The organism is Nocardia sp. NPDC005366 (assembly GCF_040606855.1).
In the GTDB taxonomy this organism is placed as follows: domain Bacteria; phylum Actinomycetota; class Actinomycetes; order Mycobacteriales; family Mycobacteriaceae; genus Nocardia.
This window is the reverse complement of sequence record NZ_JBEXFQ010000034.1, coordinates 23,008-44,490: the sequence shown is the minus strand read 5'-3', so window position 1 is coordinate 44,490 and position 21,483 is coordinate 23,008. Positions and strand designations below refer to the sequence as shown.

At 67.5% G+C, this 21,483-nt stretch carries 20 protein-coding genes; 19 read left to right on the top strand and 1 reads right to left on the bottom strand.

Annotation, left to right across the window (positions count from 1 at the left end; all coding sequences use genetic code 11):
• Positions 1–32 precede the first annotated feature (32 nt).
• The 17 genes from murD to ABZS43_RS29815 all read left to right on the top strand — a co-directional run bounded on the left by murD (position 33) and on the right by ABZS43_RS29815 (position 18,210).
• Positions 33–1,493 carry a UDP-N-acetylmuramoyl-L-alanine--D-glutamate ligase gene (gene murD / locus ABZS43_RS29895; protein WP_355039354.1) on the top strand — a complete coding sequence of 487 codons (1,461 nt, stop codon included), beginning with the start codon at positions 33–35 and terminating at the stop codon, positions 1,491–1,493.
• On the top strand, positions 1,490–2,977 hold the full coding sequence (ftsW, locus tag ABZS43_RS29890; protein ID WP_355039320.1) for a putative lipid II flippase FtsW: 1,488 nt from the start codon (positions 1,490–1,492) through the stop codon (positions 2,975–2,977). The genes murD and ftsW overlap by 4 nt, the downstream gene beginning before the upstream one ends.
• Complete coding sequence (murG, locus tag ABZS43_RS29885; protein WP_355039319.1) at positions 2,974–4,095, top strand: undecaprenyldiphospho-muramoylpentapeptide beta-N-acetylglucosaminyltransferase; 1,122 nt, start codon at positions 2,974–2,976, stop codon at positions 4,093–4,095. Before ftsW ends, murG begins: the two co-directional genes overlap by 4 nt.
• A 126-nt stretch (positions 4,096–4,221) precedes the next feature.
• The gene (gene murC / locus ABZS43_RS29880; RefSeq protein ID WP_355039353.1) at positions 4,222–5,661 is read left to right on the top strand and encodes a UDP-N-acetylmuramate--L-alanine ligase; all 1,440 of its coding nucleotides are present in this window, start codon (positions 4,222–4,224) and stop codon (positions 5,659–5,661) included.
• 6 nt (positions 5,662–5,667) lie between these two features.
• A complete protein-coding gene (locus ABZS43_RS29875) occupies positions 5,668–6,399 on the top strand; it encodes an FtsQ-type POTRA domain-containing protein (RefSeq protein WP_355039318.1) in 732 nt (243 codons plus the stop codon).
• 321 nt (positions 6,400–6,720) lie between these two features.
• Positions 6,721–7,926: a cell division protein FtsZ gene (gene ftsZ / locus ABZS43_RS29870; RefSeq protein WP_355039317.1), complete on the top strand. Its 1,206-nt coding sequence runs from the start codon at positions 6,721–6,723 to the stop codon at positions 7,924–7,926.
• A gap of 201 nt (positions 7,927–8,127) precedes the next feature.
• Positions 8,128–8,856, top strand: coding sequence for a peptidoglycan editing factor PgeF (gene pgeF, locus ABZS43_RS29865; protein WP_355039316.1), 729 nt, complete (start codon positions 8,128–8,130; stop codon positions 8,854–8,856).
• Between the two features lie 116 nt (positions 8,857–8,972).
• Positions 8,973–9,689, top strand: a complete 717-nt coding sequence (locus ABZS43_RS29860) for a YggS family pyridoxal phosphate-dependent enzyme (protein ID WP_355039352.1) — start codon at positions 8,973–8,975, stop codon at positions 9,687–9,689.
• 188 nt (positions 9,690–9,877) lie between these two features.
• The gene (locus ABZS43_RS29855; protein ID WP_355039315.1) at positions 9,878–10,687 is read left to right on the top strand and encodes a cell division protein SepF; all 810 of its coding nucleotides are present in this window, start codon (positions 9,878–9,880) and stop codon (positions 10,685–10,687) included.
• 89 nt (positions 10,688–10,776) lie between these two features.
• Positions 10,777–11,079: a YggT family protein gene (locus ABZS43_RS29850; protein ID WP_109526393.1), complete on the top strand. Its 303-nt coding sequence runs from the start codon at positions 10,777–10,779 to the stop codon at positions 11,077–11,079.
• Between the two features lie 66 nt (positions 11,080–11,145).
• Positions 11,146–12,003 (top strand): DivIVA domain-containing protein, encoded by an 858-nt coding sequence (locus tag ABZS43_RS29845; protein ID WP_355039314.1) that lies wholly within the window; start codon positions 11,146–11,148, stop codon positions 12,001–12,003.
• A 76-nt stretch (positions 12,004–12,079) separates the two neighbouring features.
• Positions 12,080–12,280, top strand: a complete 201-nt coding sequence (locus tag ABZS43_RS29840; RefSeq protein WP_355039313.1) for a hypothetical protein — start codon at positions 12,080–12,082, stop codon at positions 12,278–12,280.
• Positions 12,281–12,594: 314 nt separating this feature from the next.
• On the top strand, positions 12,595–15,723 hold the full coding sequence (ileS, locus tag ABZS43_RS29835) for an isoleucine--tRNA ligase (RefSeq protein ID WP_355039312.1): 3,129 nt from the start codon (positions 12,595–12,597) through the stop codon (positions 15,721–15,723).
• Positions 15,724–15,834: 111 nt separating this feature from the next.
• On the top strand, positions 15,835–16,176 hold the full coding sequence (locus tag ABZS43_RS29830; protein ID WP_355039311.1) for a metalloregulator ArsR/SmtB family transcription factor: 342 nt from the start codon (positions 15,835–15,837) through the stop codon (positions 16,174–16,176).
• A gap of 3 nt (positions 16,177–16,179) precedes the next feature.
• Positions 16,180–16,686: an SRPBCC family protein gene (locus ABZS43_RS29825; RefSeq protein ID WP_355039310.1), complete on the top strand. Its 507-nt coding sequence runs from the start codon at positions 16,180–16,182 to the stop codon at positions 16,684–16,686.
• A complete protein-coding gene (locus tag ABZS43_RS29820; RefSeq protein ID WP_355039309.1) occupies positions 16,686–17,366 on the top strand; it encodes a dihydrofolate reductase family protein in 681 nt (226 codons plus the stop codon). The genes ABZS43_RS29825 and ABZS43_RS29820 overlap by 1 nt, the downstream gene beginning before the upstream one ends.
• Positions 17,367–17,700: 334 nt before the next feature.
• Positions 17,701–18,210 carry an NlpC/P60 family protein gene (locus ABZS43_RS29815; protein WP_355039308.1) on the top strand — a complete coding sequence of 170 codons (510 nt, stop codon included), beginning with the start codon at positions 17,701–17,703 and terminating at the stop codon, positions 18,208–18,210.
• A gap of 23 nt (positions 18,211–18,233) precedes the next feature.
• On the opposite strand, the gene ABZS43_RS29810 is transcribed toward ABZS43_RS29815, so the two are convergent.
• Positions 18,234–19,118, bottom strand: a complete 885-nt coding sequence (locus tag ABZS43_RS29810) for a UTP--glucose-1-phosphate uridylyltransferase (RefSeq protein WP_355039307.1) — start codon at positions 19,116–19,118, stop codon at positions 18,234–18,236.
• A gap of 376 nt (positions 19,119–19,494) precedes the next feature.
• Here ABZS43_RS29810 and ABZS43_RS29805 point away from each other — a divergent pair, with 376 nt between their 5' ends.
• Together ABZS43_RS29805 and ABZS43_RS29800 are read left to right on the top strand one after the other, a co-directional pair.
• Positions 19,495–20,880 (top strand): DNA polymerase IV, encoded by a 1,386-nt coding sequence (locus ABZS43_RS29805; RefSeq protein WP_355039306.1) that lies wholly within the window; start codon positions 19,495–19,497, stop codon positions 20,878–20,880.
• Between the two features lie 104 nt (positions 20,881–20,984).
• Positions 20,985–21,482 (top strand): hypothetical protein, encoded by a 498-nt coding sequence (locus ABZS43_RS29800; RefSeq protein ID WP_355039351.1) that lies wholly within the window; start codon positions 20,985–20,987, stop codon positions 21,480–21,482.
• The last annotated feature ends 1 nt before the right edge of the window (position 21,483 follow it).

The window sequence follows — 21,483 nt, the reverse complement described above, 5'->3', positions numbered from 1 at the left end:
ATTCTCCGCGCGCCCTGCGATCTCCTGGGCCCATGCTCGAATTCCTGCGCGGCCGTGACGTGCTCGTCGCCGGCTGGGGTGTCTCGGGGCGCTCGCTGATCGAGCCGCTGCGCGATATCGGCGCCAATCCGGTGGTCACCGACGCGGGCGCGAAGGCGCTGGCCGAGGCCGCTGAACTGGGGCTGGAAGTCGCCCCCTGCGTGCAACTGGAATCCACCGCGCCGAGCGATCCGACCGGCCTGAGCCGGTTCGCGCTCGTCATCACCAGCCCCGGTTGGCGACCGGACTCCCCGGTACTCGCCTCGGCGGTGACCGAGGGCATTCCCGTCTGGGGCGACGTCGAATTCGCCTGGTGGGTCGACCAGGCCAGGATCTACGGTCCGGTGCGCAAATGGCTGGTGGTGACCGGTACCAACGGCAAGACCACCACCACCCAGATGACCCATTCCATCCTGCGCGCCGCTGGAATCTCCAGCGTCGCGTGCGGCAATATCGGCCTGCCTATTCTCGACGCGCTGCGACGCAGTCCCGGCCCGCAGGTACTCGCGGTGGAACTCTCGTCGTTCCAACTGCACTGGGCGCCGTCGGTGCGCCCGGAGGCGGGCGTCGTGCTGAATGTCGCCGAGGATCATCTGGATTGGCACGGCGGCCTCGACGCCTATGCCGCGGCCAAGGCCCGCGCGCTGGTCGGTCGGGTCGGCGTCGTCGGACTCGATGATCCGGTGGCGGCCTCGCTGGCGCGGCGCGCGAAGGCCAAGCGCGTCATAGGTTTTCGCATCGGCGTACCCGCCGACGGTGAACTCGGCGTGGTAGACGGCAAATTGCTCGACCGCGCCTTCACCAAGGCCGCGATCCTCGCCGAGACCGGCGATATCAGCCCGCCCGGTCCGGCGGGTGTCGCCGACGCGCTGGCCGCGTCCGCGCTCACCAGGGCCATCGACGTGGCTCCGCAATTCGTGCGCGAAGGACTTATCGAGCACAAGGTCGGCCCGCACCGGGCCGCCTTCGTGCGCGAACTCGCCGGCGTCGATTTCGTCGACGACTCCAAGGCGACCAACCCGCACGCGGCGCGGTCGTCGATTCTGGCGCATCCGCACGTCGTCTGGCTCGCGGGCGGACAGTTGAAGGGCGCCGGGGTCGAGGATCTGGTCGAGGAGGTCGCCGACCGGCTCGTGGCCGCGGTGCTGATCGGGGCCGACGCGCCGGTGATCGCGGCGGCATTGGCGCGACACGCGCCCGAAGTCCCTGTCGTCGAGGTACGCGCGGGAGACGATGCACTGATGCGGGACGATCCGTCGAGATCCGAGAAGGCCGATACGGTCATGGCCGAGGCGGTTCGCGTGGCGGCGGGGCTGGCCGGCAACGGCGACACCGTACTGCTCGCACCGGCCGCGGCCTCATTGGACATGTTCGCCGACTACACCCATCGCGGGCGCAGCTTCGCCGCCGCGGTGCACGCGCTGGAAGATGGTGACATCGGGCGGCAGCCATGACGGAAGCGACGCGACGGAACTGGAACGGCCGCAAGGCCGAGCGCTCGGTAGCCGCGAAGGCGACGGCGGGCGCACGGTTCGGCGCCTGGCTGGCGCGTCCGCTCGCGTCGTTCCATCTGATCGTCACCATCGCGACCCTGCTGACCGTGCTCGGACTGGTCATGGTGCTGTCGGCCTCGAGCGTGGAGGCCTATGCCGACGGTGGCTCCGCCTACTCGCTGTTCATTCAGCAGGCCATGTTCGCCGCCATCGGATGTGTCCTGTTCTACCTCGCGTTGCGGATCTCGTTGAAGCGGCTCCGCCAGTGGTCGTTCCCGATTTTCGCGCTCTCGGTGCTCGCCCTCGTTCTCGTGCTGATCCCCGGTATCGGCTCCGAGGTCCAAGGCGCGCGACGCTGGTTCATGGTTGGCCCGATCTCGGTGCAGCCCTCGGAGATCGTCAAGGTGACCCTGGTGGTGTGGGGTGCGCATCTGCTGGCCTCGCGGCGCGCGGAACACGCGAGCCTGAAGGACATCCTGGTCCCGCTGGTCCCCGCGGGTCTGCTGGTCTGTCTGCTCGTCGTTCTGCAGCCCAACCTGTCCACCACCATCGCGCTCGGCATCGTACTGGCCGCGCTGCTGTGGTTCGGCGGACTGCCGGTTCGGCTGTTCATCACCATCGCGATCTCCGGTGTGATCGCCGCGGGGGTACTCGCGCTGTCGGCGGGGTATCGCTCGGACCGAATGCGCGCGTTCTTCAATCCCGGCGATGATCCGCAGGGCATCGGATACCAAGCGCGCCAAGCGCTCTACTCGCTGGCCGACGGCGGGATCTGGGGTCGCGGGCTCGGGCAGAGCCGGGCCAAGTGGAGCTATCTGCCCAACTCGCACAACGACTTCATCTTCGCCATCATCGGCGAGGAACTCGGCTTCCTCGGCTGCGCGCTGGTACTCGGCCTGTTCGCGCTGTTCGTCTATACCGGGCTGCGCATCGCGAGCCGGTCGGTCGATCCCTTCCTGCGCCTGCTCACCGCGACCGCGACGACCTGGATCACCGCCCAGGCGTTGATCAATATCGGCTACGTCGTCGGCCTGCTCCCGGTGACCGGGCTGCAGCTGCCCTTGGTCTCGGCGGGCGGTTCCTCGCTGGCGATCACGCTGTTCATGTTCGGCATCATCGCCAACGCGGCCCGCCATGAACCCGAGGCCGTATCGGCGTTGCACGCCGGTCAGGACGGCCGGTTCAGCCGCCTGCTGCGATTGCCCAAACCCGAGGTGTATTCGCCCGCCAAAGCGGAATCGGCGAGGGCGCGCACCGCGGCCAAGGCCCGTCAGCGACCCCGCAGACCCGATCCGCGCGCACAGGCGCAGCCCGCGCGACGTCAGCCGCCCGAATCACGCCGCCGCTCGCCCGAGAGCCGCGGCACCAGCTCCCTGCGCGCGACCCGCGCCTGGGAGCCGAATTATCCGATGCCACATGCAAGAGAACGGGGTAGATCCAGGTGAGTGACGTGCGGTCCGGACTTTCGGTGATCGTCGCGGGTGGTGGTACCGCGGGACATATCGAGCCGGCCCTCGCCGTCGCTGACGCGCTGCGCCGACTCGACGATTCGATCCGGGTGACCGCGCTCGGCACCGAGCGTGGCCTGGAGACGAAGCTGGTTCCCGAGCGGGGCTACCCACTCGAGTTGATTCCGCCGGTGCCGCTGCCGCGCAAGGCGAGCGTCGATCTGCTGCGCCTGCCCGGGCGGGTGCGCGCCTCGGTGGCGCGCACCCGCGAGGTGATCGACGCGGTGCACGCCGACGTGATCATCGGATTCGGCGGATATGTCGCGCTGCCCGCCTATCTGGCCGCGGGCGGGGGAGTGTTCGGCCGCCGTCGCGCGGTGCCCGTGATCGTGCACGAGGCGAACGCCAAGGCCGGGATCGCGAACAAGGTCGGCGCCCGGCGCGCCGTCCGCGTACTGGCCGCGGTGCCTGATTCGGGTCTGTCCCATGCCGAGGTCGTCGGAATCCCGGTGCGCGCCGCGATCACCACACTGGATCGCGCGAGTCTGCGCGCCGAGGCTCGCGCCCATTTCGGGCTGCCCGCGCACGGTCCGGTGCTGCTGGTCTTCGGCGGTTCCCAGGGCGCCCGTTCGCTGAACGAGGCGGTCTCCGCGGCGGCCCCGCAATTGGCGGCGGTCGGGATTTCGGTGCTGCACGCGCACGGTCCCAAGAACACACTCGACGTCGCGGAATCCGGCGGTGAGGCGCGCTATGTCGCCGTGCCGTACCTGTCGAGGATGGATCTGGCCTACGCCGCGGCCGACGCGGTGGTGTGCCGGTCCGGCGCGATGACGGTGGCCGAGGTGTCGGCGGTCGGCCTTCCCGCCTTCTACGTGCCGCTGCCGCACGGCAACGGCGAGCAGGAACTCAATGCCAGGCCGGTGGTCGCCGGAGGGGGTGGCAGAATCGTCCCCGATTCGGAACTGACTCCGAAGTACATAATCGACGAGGTGATACCGCTGCTGATCGATCCGACACGGCTGAGCGAGATGGGCATGGCCGCCGCGGGCGCCGGGCACCGCGATGCCGCCGACGCGGTCGCACGGATCGCGGTGGAGGTAGCCGGTCGTGAGTGAGCGAAGCGAGCGAACCATGAACGCAGCGTCGGCACGAACGACGGAGCCGAGCGTCAGCGAGGCGCAGTCGTGAGTGAGCGGAGCGAGGAGCGTTCGGCGCTGCCCGCCGATCTGGAGCGGGTGCACATGGTCGGCATCGGCGGGGCGGGTATGTCCGGGATCGCGCGGATCCTGCTGTCGCGCGGGGGCGCGGTCTCCGGTTCCGATGCCAAGGAGAGCCGGGGCGTGCTGGCATTGCGGGCCCGCGGCGCACAGGTGCGGATCGGTCACGATGCCAGCGCACTCGACCTGCTGCCCGGCGGCCCGACGGCGGTCGTCACCACCTACGCCGCCATCCCCAAGACGAATCCGGAACTGGTGGAGGCGAACCGGCGCGATATCCCGGTGCTGTTGCGACCGGCGGTACTCGCCTCGCTGATGCGCGGGCACCGGACGCTGCTGGTCTCCGGCACCCACGGCAAGACCTCGACCACCTCGATGCTGATCGTGTCGTTGCAGCACTGCGGATTCGATCCGTCCTTCGCGGTCGGCGGCGAACTCAACGAGGCGGGCACCAACGCCCACCACGGCACCGGCGAGATCTTCGTGGCCGAGGCCGACGAGAGCGACGGCTCGCTGCTGCAGTACGACCCCGATGTCGCGGTGGTGACCAATATCGAATCCGACCACCTGGATTACTTCGGCTCCGACGAGGCATACGTTCAGGTCTTCGACGATTTCGCGGACCGGCTGCACGAAGGCGGCCTGCTGGTGGTGTGCCTGGACGATCCCGGTTCGCGCGCGCTGGCGGAACGGGTCGCGCCGCGGCTGGCCGAGCGCGGAGTCGAGGTGATCGGCTACGGCTCCGGCGATCTCATCGACGCGCCCGTACAGGTCGGGGTCCGGCTGCACAGCTGGGAACCGCGCGATGTCGGCGGTGTCGCGCAGTTCCGGTTGGGTGACGAGAGCGCGCCGCGGACGCTGCGACTGTCGGTGCCGGGCAGGCATATGGCCCTCAACGCGCTGGCCGCGCTGCTGGCCGCGCGCCGGGCCGGCGCGGATCTGGACGAGATCATCCAGGGGCTCGAGGGTTTCGGCGGCGTGCATCGGCGCTTCCAGTTCGTCGGCAGGGAGAACGGGGTGCGGGTCTTCGACGATTACGCCCACCACCCCACCGAGGTGCGCGCCGTGCTCGGCGCGGCCGTCGAGCTGGTGCGGCAGGAGGCCCGCGACGGCGCCCGTTCTCGGCAGGGGCGGGTCATCGTGGTGTTCCAGCCGCATCTCTACAGCCGCACCGCGACCTTCGCCGCGGAGTTCGGCGCGGCGCTGAGCCTGGCCGACGAGGTGGTCGTGCTCGACGTCTACGGCGCGCGGGAGGAGCCGCTGCCCGGCGTGAACGGCGCGCTGGTGGCGCAGGCGGTGACCGGCCCCGTGCACTACCAGCCCGATATGTCGCGGGTCGGTCGTCAGGTCGCCGGATTGACATTGCCGGGCGACGTGGTGATCACCATGGGCGCGGGCGATGTGACGATGCTCGGCAGCCAGATTCTCGATGGGCTCCGGGCTCGGCCGCAGTACGGGCGGTGAGCCGCCATGCGATCCGCGCGGCAGCGGCGCGCGTGGTGGGAGGAGATCACCGACAGGCTGCGCACCGAACGCGTCGGTGGTCTGCGGCAGATGCGGTCGTGGGGTGTACTCGGCGTCGGCGTTCTCACCGTCGTCGCGGTGCTGGCGTGGTTCACGCCGCTCCTGTCGGTACGCACGGTGGAGATCGATGGAATCGTCGCGGTCGGCGACGCCGAGGTGCGTGAGCGGCTCGAGGTCCCCTCGGGGCGCTCGATGCTGCGGATCGACACCGACCAGATGGCACGGCGGGTCGCCGACCTCCCGAAGGTGAGCACCGTGCGCGTGCGGCGGGTGTTTCCGTCCACCGTGCGGGTGACGGTCGTCGAGCGCACGCCGGTGCTGTACTTCGAGAGCCCCGATGGCGCGCATCTGGTCGACGCGCAGAGTACGGAATTCGCGATCGAGGCCGCTCCGATCGGGGTGCCCCAGCTGATCACCGGAACCCCCGGTGGGGCCGATCCGGTGACGAGGGCCGCGGTCGCCGTGGTCGCCGTGCTGCCGCCCGCCTTGTATATCCAGGTGGGCGAGGTTGTGGCACGGTCGATTTCGGATATCTCGTTGAAACTCAACGACGGCCGCACGGTACTGTGGGGAGGAGCGGACGACGCCGAACGCAAAGCGCAGGTAGTGTTGCCGCTGCTGACGCGCGAGGGAACAGTGTTCGACGTTTCGAGTCCTAATCTGGTCACGGTAAAGTGATCCACACCCATTGTGCCCAGGGATTTTTCGGTACCACCGAGAAGCTGGACGGGGGCAACCGTCCACGATACGACGTGTCGCGCGGCGAGACGAGAGGGATCACACAAGATTCTGTGACTTGTCTCGGCGCGCCTGCGCGCGTATCGAGGCGGCTGCGAATAGCGTTCCGCACCAGTCGGATACTTGACATAATGCTAACCCTATGGTTCAGCTTTAGGGTTTGCCCGGACGGCGGCGCGTGAAGCTTCGCCCCGGGTTTCCTCGGCGACATGTCCTGAATCCGAAAACGACAGGCTTTAGATCGAAGGAAGGCGAGAGCCCATGACGCCCCCGCACAACTACCTTGCTGTGATCAAGGTCGTCGGTATCGGCGGCGGCGGTGTGAATGCCGTCAACCGGATGATCGAACAGGGACTCAAAGGTGTCGAGTTCATCGCGGTGAACACCGACGCGCAGGCCCTGCTGATGAGCGATGCCGACGTCAAACTCGACGTCGGCCGTGAACTCACCCGCGGCCTCGGCGCCGGCGCGGATCCCGAGGTCGGACGCCGCGCCGCCGAGGACCACAAGGACGAGATCGAAGAGGTGCTCAAGGGCGCCGATATGGTCTTCGTGACCGCGGGCGAAGGCGGTGGCACCGGCACCGGCGGCGCGCCCGTCGTCGCCAGCATCGCCCGCAAGCTCGGCGCGCTCACCATCGGCGTCGTCACCCGCCCCTTCTCGTTCGAGGGCAAGCGTCGCGGCGGACAGGCCGAAACCGGTATCAACCTGCTGCGCGAATCCTGCGACACCCTCATCGTCATCCCGAACGACCGGCTGCTGCAACTGGGCGACGCGGCGGTGAGCCTGATGGACGCCTTCCGTTCCGCGGACGAGGTGCTGCTCAACGGTGTGCAGGGCATCACCGATCTGATCACCACCCCGGGTCTGATCAACGTCGACTTCGCCGACGTGAAGAGCGTGATGTCCGGAGCGGGCAGCGCGCTCATGGGCATCGGCTCGGCGCGCGGGGAGGGTCGCTCGGTCAAGGCGGCCGAATCCGCGATCAACTCGCCACTGCTCGAGGCGTCCATGGACGGCGCGCACGGAGTGCTGTTGTCGATCGCGGGCGGTTCGGATCTCGGGCTGTTCGAGATCAACGAGGCGGCCTCGCTGGTCCAGGAGGCCGCGCATATCGAGGCCAACATCATCTTCGGCACCGTCATCGACGACTCGCTCGGCGACGAGGTGCGCGTCACTGTGATCGCGGCCGGATTCGACGGCGGTGGTCCGGCGCGGCGTAGCTTCGAACCACCCATCAAGTCCACCAGCACCATCGGTTCGAGCACGGCGGGTGAAGTCGGGAGACCTCGCCCGTACGAACCGGTGACGCGAACCACGGATACGTCGTCGACCCCGCCGCGTCCCCCGAGTCGCACGGTGCCGAGCTACAAGGAGACCGAGGAAGCGCGCCTGCGCACCCGCATCGATCCACCCGATACCGACGATGACGACGATGTCGATGTGCCGTCGTTCATGCGGCGGTAGAGCACGCGGCGATCACCGACGCCGCCGTCGATCCCGATGAGGAGGTCGTCGACGCGGCGATAGGTGCTGGGGGAAGGTGACAGCGCTCACCACGGGGCTGGTCCGGGATCGGATCAGCCTCCGTCTGTCTGCGGGGGGTTCCGCGCGCCGCGGCGCTGCGGATTTCGGTGGCCCGCGCCGAGGGCTACTACGCTCGGCACCATGACTGCTGCGCCGACTCTGACCATCCGAAGGGTGACCACGACCAGGACCGGTGGATTCTCGGCGCCGCCGTACGATTCGTTCAATCTCGGCGATCACGTCGGCGACGATCCGGCCGCGGTGCGGCGCAATCGGGAACGACTGGCCGAGGGGATCGGACTGAGCCCGGACCGGATGGTGTGGATGGAGCAGATCCACGGACGCTCCGTCGAGATCGTGGACGGACCACGGTCGCAACCCGTGCCGGCCACCGACGCGCTGGTCACCACCGTGCCGAATCTGGCGCTGGTGACGTTGTCGGCGGATTGTGTTCCCGTATTGCTCTCCGACGACGAGGCAGGGGTGATCGCCGCGGTACACGCCGGACGGATCGGCGCGCGGATCGGCATCGTGCCACGGGTTCTCGACGCCATGGTCTCGGTGGGCGCGCGGATCGATCGGATCGGCGCTTTCCTCGGCCCCGCCGCATCAGGGCGTCAGTACGAGGTGCCCGCCGCGATGCGCGCCGATGTCGACAAACATCTGCCGGGCAGCGCGGCCACCACGGTGCGCGGCACCCCTTCGCTGGATCTGCGCGCGGGCATTCGCAGGCAGTTGACCGAAGCGGGCGTCGGCGGGGTCGCGGTCGACCCGCGGTGCACCATCGAGGACAAGACGCTGTTCAGTCATCGCCGTAGCGCACCGACCGGTCGGATCGCCGGTGTGATCTGGATGCAAGCGGGTATATGAGTGGAAGTGCCTGCGTACGGACGATTTTCGATGTCCGCCGCGGTGCTGGGTGACGGGAAAGGCTGGTAGGTGTGAGCGGGACCGCGGAGTCCACGGTCGAATCGAGAACGGCGGCGCTGTCGTCCAGGCTCGATGAACTGCTGGAACGAATCGATGCGGCATGCCGTGCCGCCGGGCGTGCGCCCGGTTCGGTGCGCTTGCTTCCTGTGACGAAATTCTTCCCCGCCGCCGATGTGGAGATCCTCTATCGGCTCGGCCGACGCGAATTCGGCGAGTCCAGGGAACAGGAGGCCACCGGCAAGGTCGCCGCGCTGCGCGAATACCTGTCAGCACAGGATGATTCGGACATTCGGTGGCATATGATCGGCCGTTTGCAGCGCAACAAGGCCCGTGTCGTCGCGCGCTGGGCGCACACCGTGCACTCGGTGGACAGCGAACGGTTGGCAACGGCTCTTGACGTCGCCGCGCGTGCGGCGCTCGACGCGGGGGAGCGCTCCGATCCGCTGCGGGTGCTCGTGCAGATCAGCCTGGATGACGATCCCACCCGAGGTGGTGTCGCGGCACGTGATCTCGACGCGCTCTCGGACCGGATCGCGCAGTTGCCAGGACTGCGGCTCGGGGGTCTGATGGCGATCGCGCCACTGGATGTCGCGCCCGATAGCGCGTTTGCCCGCCTTGCGACTTTGCACACGTCGCTACTGGCTCGACACCCCCGTGCGACCGAGCTTTCCGCAGGAATGTCGGGCGATCTGGAAGCGGCCATCGAACACGGTTCGACATGTGTGCGTGTCGGTACCGCTTTGATGGGCGCGCGACCGATAACCTCGGCGTAGCAAAGAAACCTCATCAGTCACATTCGACACATATGCTTGGGACGGACGAGGGGCTGAGCAAGACTTCAACACCCGGCCGCCACCGGGGCCGAAGGAAGGTCGACCAGAATGAGCGAGCGCAGCGAGCGAACATTCGACGCAGCCACCATCGTGGTCATGACGCCGCCTAGCGACAGCGAGGCACGGTCATGAGCACGCTGCACAAGTTCAAGGCGTACTTCGGCATGGTTCCGCTCGAGGATTACGAGGACGACTATGTCGACGACCGCGCACCCCGTGGCGCGGGCGAGCGTGGTGGACCCAGGCCCCGCGGTTACTCCGACCGGGGTGGCTACGGAGTCCGCTACCCCGAAGATCGTTACGGCGCCGAGCGATTCGGCAACGACCGGTTCGGCGCCGACAGGTTCGACGACGAGTCCGGCTACCCGGAGCCCGCGTACAAGTCGCCCTACAAGGGCGGCTACCCGAGTTCGCGCGACTACGCCGACGAGCCCTACGGTGATGACCGCTACGAGGCGCCACGGCGCCCCACCCGGATCGATGCCGCCCCGTCGTCGGGGAGCCGGTTCCGGGCGGGCGGCGGTGCGCCGATGCTGCGGGGAGCCACCAGGGGTGCGCTCGCCGTCGATCCCGACGCCGAGGAGCGGCGGCTGGAGGAGCGCGTGCGCCCCGAGCCCGCCGTGGCCCGCAGGCCAGGGATCTTCGAGGACGGAGGTCCCTTGTCCAAGATCACGACGCTGCGCCCGCGCGATTACAGTGAGGCCCGCATCATCGGCGAGCGGTTCCGCGAGGGCAACCCGGTGATCATGGATCTGGTCGACCTGAGCAACGCCGATGCCAAACGACTTGTCGATTTCGCGGCCGGACTCGCGTTCGCCCTGCGTGGCTCGTTCGACAAAGTCGCGACCAAGGTGTTCCTGCTCTCACCGGCCGATGTCGACGTATCGGCGGAAGAACGCCGTCGGATCGCGGAAACCGGCTTCTACAACCAGAAATAGCGATCTGAACCGGGGGGTTCCGCAGTCCGGTCGCGCTCGGGGCGGTGTGGTCATTTTGCGCGACGCGGATTTTGGGGCAGAGTGATCTGGTGGCCTTGTTCGCGGTGCTGTACTTCGTACTGTTCATCTTCTGGCTGTTGTTGATCAGCCGGGTGATCGTCGAGTTCGTGCGCAGTTTTGCCCGCGACTGGCGTCCCACGGGCGTCGTGGTCGTCATCCTCGAGGTGATCTTCACGATCACCGATCCGCCGGTGAAACTCCTGAGACGGTTGATACCGCCGGTGTCTCTGGGGGGAATTCGCCTCGATCTGTCGATTATGGTCCTGCTATTCGTCGTCTTCATCCTGATGTCGATCGTGAGCAGGCTCGGCCAACCGGTAGCTCCGGTGTGACAGAATGGGCAAAGATACCTTGCTAGATCTGCTCGATCTCCAAAAGACGCGTGAAGGGATCCTTCCATGCCGCTGACTCCAGCCGATGTGCACAACGTCGCGTTCAGCAAACCACCGATCGGGAAGCGCGGCTACAACGAGGACGAAGTAGATGCCTTCCTGGATCTCGTGGAGCAGGAGCTCTCGCGTCTGATCGAAGAGAATGCGGACCTGCGCCAGCGGGTTGCCGAACTCGATGCCGAACTCGCCGACGCCAAGTCGAACCGGCCCCCAGCGCCCGCCGCCGTCAAGGCTCCGGTGCAGCAGGCGCCGCCGCCCCCACCTGAACCGATCAAACCCCCGATCCAGCAAGCGCCGCCGGTGCCCATGCCGGTGGCCGCGCCCATTCCCAAGGACGCTCCGAGTGCCGACGCGAATCTGCAGGCGGCCAAGGTGCTCAGCCTCGCCCAGGAGATGGCGGACCGGCTGACCAGCGATGCCAAGACCGAGTCGGAGAATTTGCTGTCCAACGCTCGGGCGAATTCCGAGCGACTGGTCGGCGACGCCCGGACGCGTTCGGAGGCGATGATCGCGGACGCGCGCCAGAAGTCGGACGCGATGCTGTCGGACGCCCAGAGCCGGTCGGACAGCCAGCTGCGGCAGGCGAAGGAGAAGGCCGACGCTCTGCAGGCCGATGCCGAGCGCAAGCATTCCGAGATCATGGCGACCATCACCCAGCAGCGCAGTGTGCTTGAGAGCCGGATCGAGCAGCTCAAGACCTTCGAGCGGGAATACCGCGTGCGGCTGAAGTCGTACCTGGAATCGCAGCTGGAGGAGTTGGAGAACCGCGGCTCGGCGGTTCCGGTGGACGGCGGCGAGGCATTCGCCGACGTCAACACCGCGAACAACCTCGCGCCCGCGTCGTTCGCCAAGGGCGGCAAATAAGCAGGCTCCGGGTGGGCGCGTGCCTCGGCATCGCATCGCTTGTCGCCGAACCGCCTGGGATGCCTAGGGGGTCATCATGCTCGTCTCGACGCTCGTCCTTGCCGCGATCGGATTCGCCCTGCTCGTGACCGCGCTGACCACCGGGTCGGTGCTGTGGGCCTGGGGTTGTATCGTCGTCTGTGTGATCGGTGCTGTGTTGTTGCTGGTGAGCGCGCTCTCGATGCGCAGGCCGGGCGGCGATACGCCACCGCCGCCGGGGCGGCACTCGAAACGGTGAGTGCGGGCCCGAATCCGGCGCACGATGGGCGCGGCCTGTGGGAAGTCGTTTGACGGCGCTGGTTAGAATCGAGAAGTACACGGTGTCGATCCGGCTATCACCGGGGAGCCTTCGGAAGAACGGCGCACGCCTTCGGCCCGCCTATTAGAACCGAACGGGTGAGCCCGTCACAGCTCGTAACGAGAGGTCCGGCTCGATCGTTTGCCGGACAAGCGGGGTGGTACCGCGGTTTCGGCGCAATGGGCGCCGGCATCGTCCCCGTGCCGACACAGAACGCGCCTGGTGGCGCGGTGGCACGAGGAGACGTATCCGCGATGGCGGACGACAGCAAGAGCGCATACCCCCGCGTCGACCTGGGCGCAGGCAGCGATGGATCGTTCCCCGACCTGGAACGACGCGTGCTCGAGGCCTGGGCCGCCGACGACACCTTCCGCGCGAGTATCGACGACCGCTCCGGCGCCGATGAGTTCGTGTTCTACGACGGGCCACCGTTTGCCAACGGTCTGCCGCATTACGGTCACTTGCTCACCGGATACGTCAAAGATCTTGTTCCGCGTTTCCAGACGATGCGCGGTAAGCGTGTCGACCGGCGTTTCGGCTGGGACTGTCACGGATTGCCCGCGGAAATCGAAGCCGAAAAGCAGCTCGGTATCACGGACAAATCACAGATCGATGCCATGGGGTTGGCGGAATTCAATGCCGCCTGCAAATCCTCGGTTCTCCGGTATACCGGAGAATGGCGCGACTACGTCACCAGACAGGCGCGCTGGGTCGACTTCGACAACGACTACAAGACACTCGATCTCGACTTCATGGAGTCGGTCATGTGGGCGTTCAAGTCGCTGTACGACAAGGGCCTGATCTACCAGGGTTTCCGGGTGCTGCCCTACAGCTGGTACGAGCAGACCCCGCTGTCGAATCAGGAGACCCGGCTCGACGACGCCTACAAGATGCGCCAGGATCCGGCGGTCACCGTCGATATGGTGCTCACCGTCGGGCCCGACCATCCGCTGCGTGAACTCGACGGCGCGAACGCGCTCATCTGGACGACGACGCCGTGGACGCTGCCATCCAACCTGGCCATCGCGGTACATCCCGACGTGCGCTACGTACACCTGCGCGCCGCGGACGGCAAGCGGTATCTGCTTGCGGCCGAACGGGTCTCGCATTACGCCCGGGAGTTCGGCGAGCAGCCCGATGTCCTCGGCGAGTTCGACGGCGCGGCACTGGCCGGACTGTCCTACACGCCCCCGTTCGACTTCTTCCTCGGTCACCCGAACGCGCACCGGGTGCTGAACGCCGACTATGTGACCACCGACTCCGGCACCGGAATCGTGCACCTCGCACCCGCTTTCGGTGAGGAGGATATGGACGTCGCCTCGGCCAACGGCATCAGGATCGTGCAGCCGCTGGATCCCGGCGGCAGGTTCACCTCGATGGTGCCGCCGTACGAGGGCCTGATGGTCTTCGACGCCAATCCGGTCATCATCAAGGATCTCAAGGCCGCGGGAAAGCTGCTGCGGCACGAGACGATCGAGCACTCCTACCCGCACAGCTGGCGTTCGGGTCAGCCGCTGATCTACATGGCCGTGCCGTCGTGGTTCGTCGCGGTGACCGAGTTCCGCGACCGGATGGTCGAGCTGAACAAGCAGATCACCTGGGTGCCCGAGCACATCCGCGACGGGCAGTTCGGCAAGTGGCTCGAGGGCGCGCGCGACTGGAATATCAGCCGTAACCGCTACTGGGGCAGTCCGATCCCGGTGTGGGTCTCCGACGACCCCGCGTACCCGCGGCTGGACGTGTACGGCTCGCTCGATGAGCTGGAACGCGACTTCGGTGTGCGACCGGATGATCTGCACCGGCCGATGATCGATGAGCTGACCCGTCCGAATCCGGATGACCCGACCGGCAAGTCGACCATGCGCCGGGTGCCGGAGGTGTTGGACTGCTGGTTCGAATCGGGCTCGATGCCCTACGCCCAGGTGCACTACCCGTTCGAGAACAAGGACTGGTTCGACTCGCACTTCCCCGGCGATTTCATCGTCGAGTACAACGGGCAGACCCGCGGCTGGTTCTACACGCTGCATGTCCTGGCGACCGCGCTCTTCGACAGCCCGGCGTTCAAGACCGTCGCGGCGCACGGAATCGTGCTCGGCGACGACGGGCTCAAGATGTCGAAGTCCAAGGGCAACTATCCGGATGTGAACGAGGTGTTCGACCGGGACGGGTCCGACGCCATGCGCTGGTTCCTGATGAGCTCGCCGATCCTGCGCGGCGGCAATCTCATCGTCACCGAGCGCGGTATCCGCGAAGGCGTCAGCCATGCGCTGCGCCCGCTGTGGAATGCGTGGACCTTCCTGCAGCTGTACGCCTCGACCCCCGGCACGTGGCGTACGGATTCGGAGCACGTGCTCGACCGCTACATCCTGGCGAAGCTCGCGGCGACCCGTGACGTCATGACCGAGGCGCTCGAGACCTACGATATCGCCGGAGCCTGCGAGGAGCTGCGTCACTTCGCCGACGCACTCACCAATTGGTATGTGCGCCGGTCGCGTTCGCGGTTCTGGTCGGAGGACCGCGACGCGGTCGACACGCTGCACACGGTCCTGGAGGTCGTCACCCGGCTGGCCGCGCCGCTGCTGCCGCTGATCTCGGAGGTGATCTGGCGCGGACTGACGGGGGGGCGCTCGGTGCATCTCACCGATTGGCCCGGGTCCGCCGAGCTTGCGCGTGATCCGGAATTGGTGGCCGCGATGGACGAGGTCCGCACGGTCTGCTCGACGGTGCTCGGTCTGCGCAAGGCGCGGAATCTGCGGGTGCGGTTGCCGCTGGCAGAAGTCACCATCGCCGCGGCCGATGCCGAGCGGCTGCGTCCGTACGCCGACATCATCGCCGACGAGGTGAACGTCAAGAAGGTCGATCTGACGACCGATGTCGCCGTGCACGGCCGTTTCGAGTTGGTCGTCAATGCCAGGGCCGCGGGTCCGCGCCTCGGCAAGGATGTGCAGACCGTGATCAAGGCGGTGAAGGCGGGCGAGTGGTCCGAGGATGCCGACGGTGTGGTCACCGCCGCGGGCATCACCCTGCTGCCGGAGGAGTACACCCAGCGGCTGGTCGCCGCCGAGCCGGAATCCACCGCCGCCCTGCCCGGCAATGCCGGTCTGGTGGTCCTGGATTCGGTGGTCACCGAGGAACTGGAGGCCGAGGGCTGGGCCCGTGACCTGATCCGCGATCTGCAGGAGACCAGGAAGTCGCTGGGGCTGGATGTCTCCGACCGCATCACCGTCGTACTCGGGGTGCCCGATGATCGGCTGGAGTGGGCGCGCACGCACCGCGATCTGGTCGCGGGCGAAATCCTCGCCACCGAACTGACATTCGGCGATCCCGGTGCCGACGCCGCGGAAATCGTCGGTGGCGTACGGGTTTCGATCGTCAAGGCCTGACGGGACGGTAGGGGCGGGCGCACCGCCCCTACCGACTACGTGTAGTCGTTCTCGTTCAGCCCGATTCCCAGTCGGCTTGACGCATTCCTATATAGGAATATGATGACTGCCATGGCACGAGCAGCGACGACATCGGACGTCTTCAACGCGATCGCCGAGCCGCAGCGTCGGGACATCCTGGCGCTGCTGCGGGCGGGTGAGCGGCCGGTGACCGACTTGGCCCAGGAGCTGGGGATGAGCCAGCCGGGGGCGTCCAAGCACCTGCGGGTGCTGCGGGAGGTGGGGTTGGTGCGGGTCCGAGGAGCGGGCAAGCAGCGTCTCTACGGCCTGGACGCCCGCGGGCTGCGGCCGGTCCACGAGTGGGTCGGCGGATTCGAGCGGTTCTGGAACGAGAGTTTCGACCGGCTGGACACCTACGTGCATGACCTCAAACAGACACGGCAGGAGGAATGACCGATGGCACAGACAAGGCGAGAAATGCGGGCGGAGCCGGAGACAGCCGACCGGGAGATCGTGATCTCCCGGGTCATCGACGCCCCGCGGGAGCTGGTGTTCGAGGTGTTCACCGAGGTCCGGCACCTGTCGCGGTGGTGGGGTCCCGACGGGTTCACCACCACCACGCGGTCCTTCGAGTTCCGCGAGGGCGGGGAGTGGGACTTCGTGCTGCACGGGCCGGACGGGACCGACTACTCCGAGTGGATCCGCTGGACCGAGATCGCCCCGCCGGAGCGGATCGCGTTGCTGCACGGTGAGTCCCGCGACGACCCGAACGCCTTCGAGTCGGTCCTGACCTTCGCGGCGGACGGCGCGGCGACCCGGATCGTGATGCGCACGGTGTTTCCCACCAAGGAACTGCGCGACGAGGCGGTCGAGAAGTACCACGCGATCGAGGGCGGCAGGCAGACCCTGCGCAACCTGGCGGCCTACGTCACCGAGATCATCAGGAAGGGAGCGCGGGGCTGATGGCGGGGAAGGTGTTCTTCAGCGTGTCGATGTCGCTGGACGGGTTCATCGCGCCCGAGTCCCACGCCGTCGGTGTTCGTGCCATGGAGGGCTTCACCGCGCCCGATGAGCAGGACGACCCGGACGTGCGGCGCTGGATGGCGCAGTGGATGGAACTGCAGCAGTGGGTCTTTCCGCTGCGGTTCTTCCGGGAGAACCTGAAGCTCGGCGAGGGCGGCGAGGAGGGCCGCGAAAACGACGTCGTGCGGGAGACGTTCGAGCGCACCGGCGCGAGCGTCATGGGCAAGCGCATGTTCGACCTCGGCGAGCGGGCATGGCCGGAGGAGGCGCCCTTCCATACCCCGGTCTTCGTCGTGACGCACGCCGGGCGTGACCCGTGGGAGCGGCCCGGCGGCACCACGTTCCACTTCGTCGACGACGGCATCGAGCACGCCGTCGACCAGGCCCGCGAGGCCGCCGGCGACCGCGACGTCCGCATCGCGGGCGGCGGCGCGACGATCCTGGAGTACCTGAACGCCGGCCTGGTCGACGAGTTCTCGATCACGCTGTCACCGGTGCTTTTCGGCGCAGGCACCCGCCTGTTCGACGGCGTGGACGCGTCAAGGGTCGCGCTGGAGCAGGTCCGTTCGGAGCCGTCGTCGCGGGTGACGCACCTGACCTACGCCGTGCGCCCACGGTAGTGGCGCCACCGCTGCACCCCAACGAACATGTGGTGGCAGTTTGCAAGCGACCATTGTGATAGACATCACACGCTAGATATTTGCTGAAAACCTTGTAGGGATCTAGAGGGGCCCGGCAGACTTTACGGATGTGACTGCGGTTACCCGGATGCACTCCTGGTTCTGTCGGTCATGATTAATGGTTTGTCCTGTGTGAACCGCGTTGCTCCGGAATCCGACCGGTTTGCGACGCGCTGTGGTCTACGGCTCCATACCCACGAAGAGATGGGTGCCGTGAGTTAGCCAGGCCGTCGTTCGGCGGCCGATAGCTAGGCCGACAGTGAGGGGCGAGCACGTGAACAACAAACCGTTACGCCGGATGATCTTCGGCTTCGTCATCTCCATCGTGGCCGCGCTGCAGCTGGCGGGGCCCGCCTGGTCCGATACCGGGAGTGTCTCCGGCAGTGGCGGCTCGGGCTCGGGCAGTTCCAGCGGGTCGGCCGCGCTGCCGATTCCGAGCGTGGCCGGACTCGGCGCGCTGGCCGCGGCCACCACCCAGACCGGTAAGCCCTACGAATGGGGCGCGGTCGGCCCGAATTCCTGGGATTGCTCCGGACTGGTGCAGTGGGCGTTCCGGCAGGTCGGCGTGAAGCTGCCGCGCACCACCTGGCAGCAGGCCAAGGTCGGCGCGGCGGTACCGCGCGCCGCGCTCTCGCCGGGTGATGTCGTCGTGCTGAACAGCGACGCGTCGCATGTCGGCATCTATGCCGGATACGGTCAGGTCCTCAATGCCTTCGACTGGGGCGTCCCGGTCGGCCTGACTCCGCTGAGCAGGTTCGACATCTACACCATTCGCCGCTTCTGACCGAACACGCCGCCGCGGCGGTGCTACCGCGAATCGGCCACCAGTTGGTGCAACAGCGGCCCGTACTCGGGATGCGCCAGCGCGGAAGCGAATTGGGCGACCAGATAGTCGGCCGGGTTGCCGGTGTCGTACCAGCGGCCACGGATGACCTGACCGAATACCGGATTCTCCGAGGCGTACACGTTGATGGCATCGGTCAGGTAGACCTCGCCCTCGCGATGCTGGTACCAGTGCTCGGTCTGGCGACGTAATTCATCGATGATGCCGGGGGTGACGACGTAACCGCCGATCGCGGCGAAATCCGACGGCGCGTCCTCCGGTTTGGGCTTCTCCATCAATCCGGTGATACGCAGCAGGCCGTCGCCGCGGTCATCGGCGACCACGGGGACGCCGTAGCGGTGGGATTCGGACGGATCCATCGGCATCAGCGCGAGGACGGGGGCTCCGGTGGATTCGTAGGCGTCGATCAACTGCTGGGCGCGCGGCACCTCGGCGACGAACACATCGTCCGGCCAGAGCACGAGCATGGGTTCGTCGCCCGCGTTGCGCGCGGCGTTCAGCACGGGGGTGCCGTTGCCGTAGGGGCCGTGCTGGTCGAGGTAGGTGATGTGGCCGAGCCGGGAGAGTTCGCCGACCTCGGCGACGGCATCGGCGTACGCGGTCTTCCCGTCCGCGCGCAGCTGGGCCACCAGCGCCGGGTTGGGACGGAAATGGTCCTGGATCAACGACTTCCCGCCGCTGACCACGATCGTGATATCGGTGATGCCGGACGCCACCAACTCGCGGACGGTGTGCTCGATGACAGGTTTGTCGCCGACCGGCAGCATCTCTTTGGGGATGGCCTTGGTCAGCGGGAGTAGGCGGGAGCCGATTCCGGCAGCCGGGATGACGGCTTTGCGGATCTTCATGAACCGATCATCACATACGACCGGGGGTAGCAGGTCCGATCACCGGCTCCGGCCCGCCCGTGTCGATCTTGGTTCGGTCAGGTATCCGGCCTGGTCAAAGCCCGTACCGTCGGTGCGGGCGTCCGCGCGCATACGCGCGGCGGATCGACAGCAACCGATGAGTACGGCCGCATTCCACGGATGCGCGCGGCGGCCCGCCGAGAGACGGGTCTGTCGGTGGGGCGGCGTAGATTCCCGAGCGTGAGTCGACGCACCGAGTGCCTGCCGTGAGTATCGGCGGTGTGGACGCCCGCCGTCGAGGTCGGGCGAGCGGGCGCGTCGTCGTATCCGCCACGCCCGGAGGATTTCGGCCGGGGAAATACTCAGCGACGTCGCAGTGAACGGCCAGGCGAAACAGCCCTATCCTTCCGAACACGCGGACCTGACCGCGCGGCGCTGGGTCCTGCATATCGATATGGACGCGTTCTTCGCCTCGGTCGAACAGCTGACCCGTCCGACACTGCGCGGGCGGCCGGTACTGGTCGGCGGGGCCGGTGGTCGAGGCGTGGTGGCCGGCGCGAGCTACGAGGCGCGAGTCTTCGGGGCCCGCTCCGCGATGCCGATGCATCAGGCCAAGCGGCTCGTGGGCGCGGGCGCGGTGGTGGTCCCGCCACGCGGTGTCGTCTACGGCGTGGTGAGCGGCCGGGTATTCGACGCGCTGCGCAGCCGGATTCCGGTGTTGGAGACGCTGTCGTTCGACGAGGCGTTCGGTGAGCCGGCCGAACTGGCCGGGGCGAGCGCCGCGGACGTGCGCGCATTCTGCGAACAACTGCGCGCGCTGGTGCTGGAGCGGACCGGATTGATCGCCTCGGTCGGCGCCGGTACCGGCAAACAGCTCGCCAAAATCGCCTCCGGTCTCGCCAAACCCGATGGTATCCGGGTGATCTCGCCCGCCGAACAGCGCGAGCTGCTGGCCGGGCTGCCGGTGCGCAAACTGTGGGGGATCGGTCCGGTGGCCGAGTCCAGACTGCGATCACTCGGCATCGAGACAGTCGGCGCGTTCGCGGCATTGCCGGAACCGGAGGCGGTGTCGATCCTCGGCGGCAGTGTGGGCGCGGCGCTGCACCGGCTGGCGCGCGGCATCGATGACCGGCCCGTCACCGAGCGGGCCGAGGCCAAACAGATCAGCGCCGAGACCACCTTCGACAGCGATATCGTCACGCTGGCCGGGCTGCGGTCCGCGATCGAGGCGATGGCGGCCTCCGCGCACCGGAGGCTGGAGAAGGACGGGCGCGCCGCGCGCACCGTGGTACTCAAACTCAAGAAATCGGATATGAGCGTGGTGACCAGATCGTTCACGCTGCCCTACGCGACCACCGATCTGGTCACGCTCGGCACCGCGGCGCAGCGTTCGGCGATCGATCCGGTCGAACTCGGTCCGATCCGCCTGGTGGGCGTGGGATTCGGCGGACTCTCGACGGTGCGCCAGGAGTCGCTGTTCCCCGAGCTCGACCAGATGCCGGTCAGCGATATCACCGAAACCGGGTGGGGCTCAGAGCCTGTGCCCGAATCGGTGGTCGCGCGGTCGGAGACCGCGACCCACTGGTTTCCCGGAATGGATATCTCGCACGCGGAATTCGGGCACGGCTGGGTGCAGGGCGCCGGGCTCGGCGTGGTTACCGTACGGTTCGAGACAAGCTCGACAGGGCCGGGTCCAGCGCGTACCTTCAGCGCCGACGACATCAGTTTGTCCCGGGCGGATCCGCTCGGCAGTCTCCACTGACCGGTAGCCTGGGTGAGCCGCGCAGCGCCGCCGGTGGCGCGGATGCCGTGCGGCGATGTCGGGATACTCCCGTGACCACCTACTCGAACGCAAAGGACGAGCAGTTGAAGCTTCGTAAGACTGGACGCATCGCGATCGCAGGCCTCGCCGTTGTCGCTGCCCTGAGCATGAGCGCCTGCGGTAGCGATGACAAGAGCGATACCGCCAAGCCGACCAAGACGTCGACCAGCGCCAAGGCCACCGTCGCGGCGAACGTGCCGCCGGTTCCTTCCGTGGCGGAGCTGAACGCACAGCTGCAGAAGGCGCTGGACCCGTCGGTGCCCAATTCCGAGAAATTGCAGATGGTGCAGGGCGCCGAGGCCGATCCGGAGCTGCCGAACCGTCTGGCCGAGGCGTACAAGCAGACCAACGCCTCGGTCGAGGTGACCGAGGTGACGGCCTTCGGCGACACCATCAACGCCAAGGCCAAGGTCGTCCTGAACGGCCAGGAGAACCTCGCCGACGTACCGTTCGTCGCCGAGAACGGCGTGTGGAAGGTCCAGAAGGCCTGGGCCTGCCAGATGCTCGCCGCCCTCGGGCAGCAGTCGACCGCCTGCGGCTGAG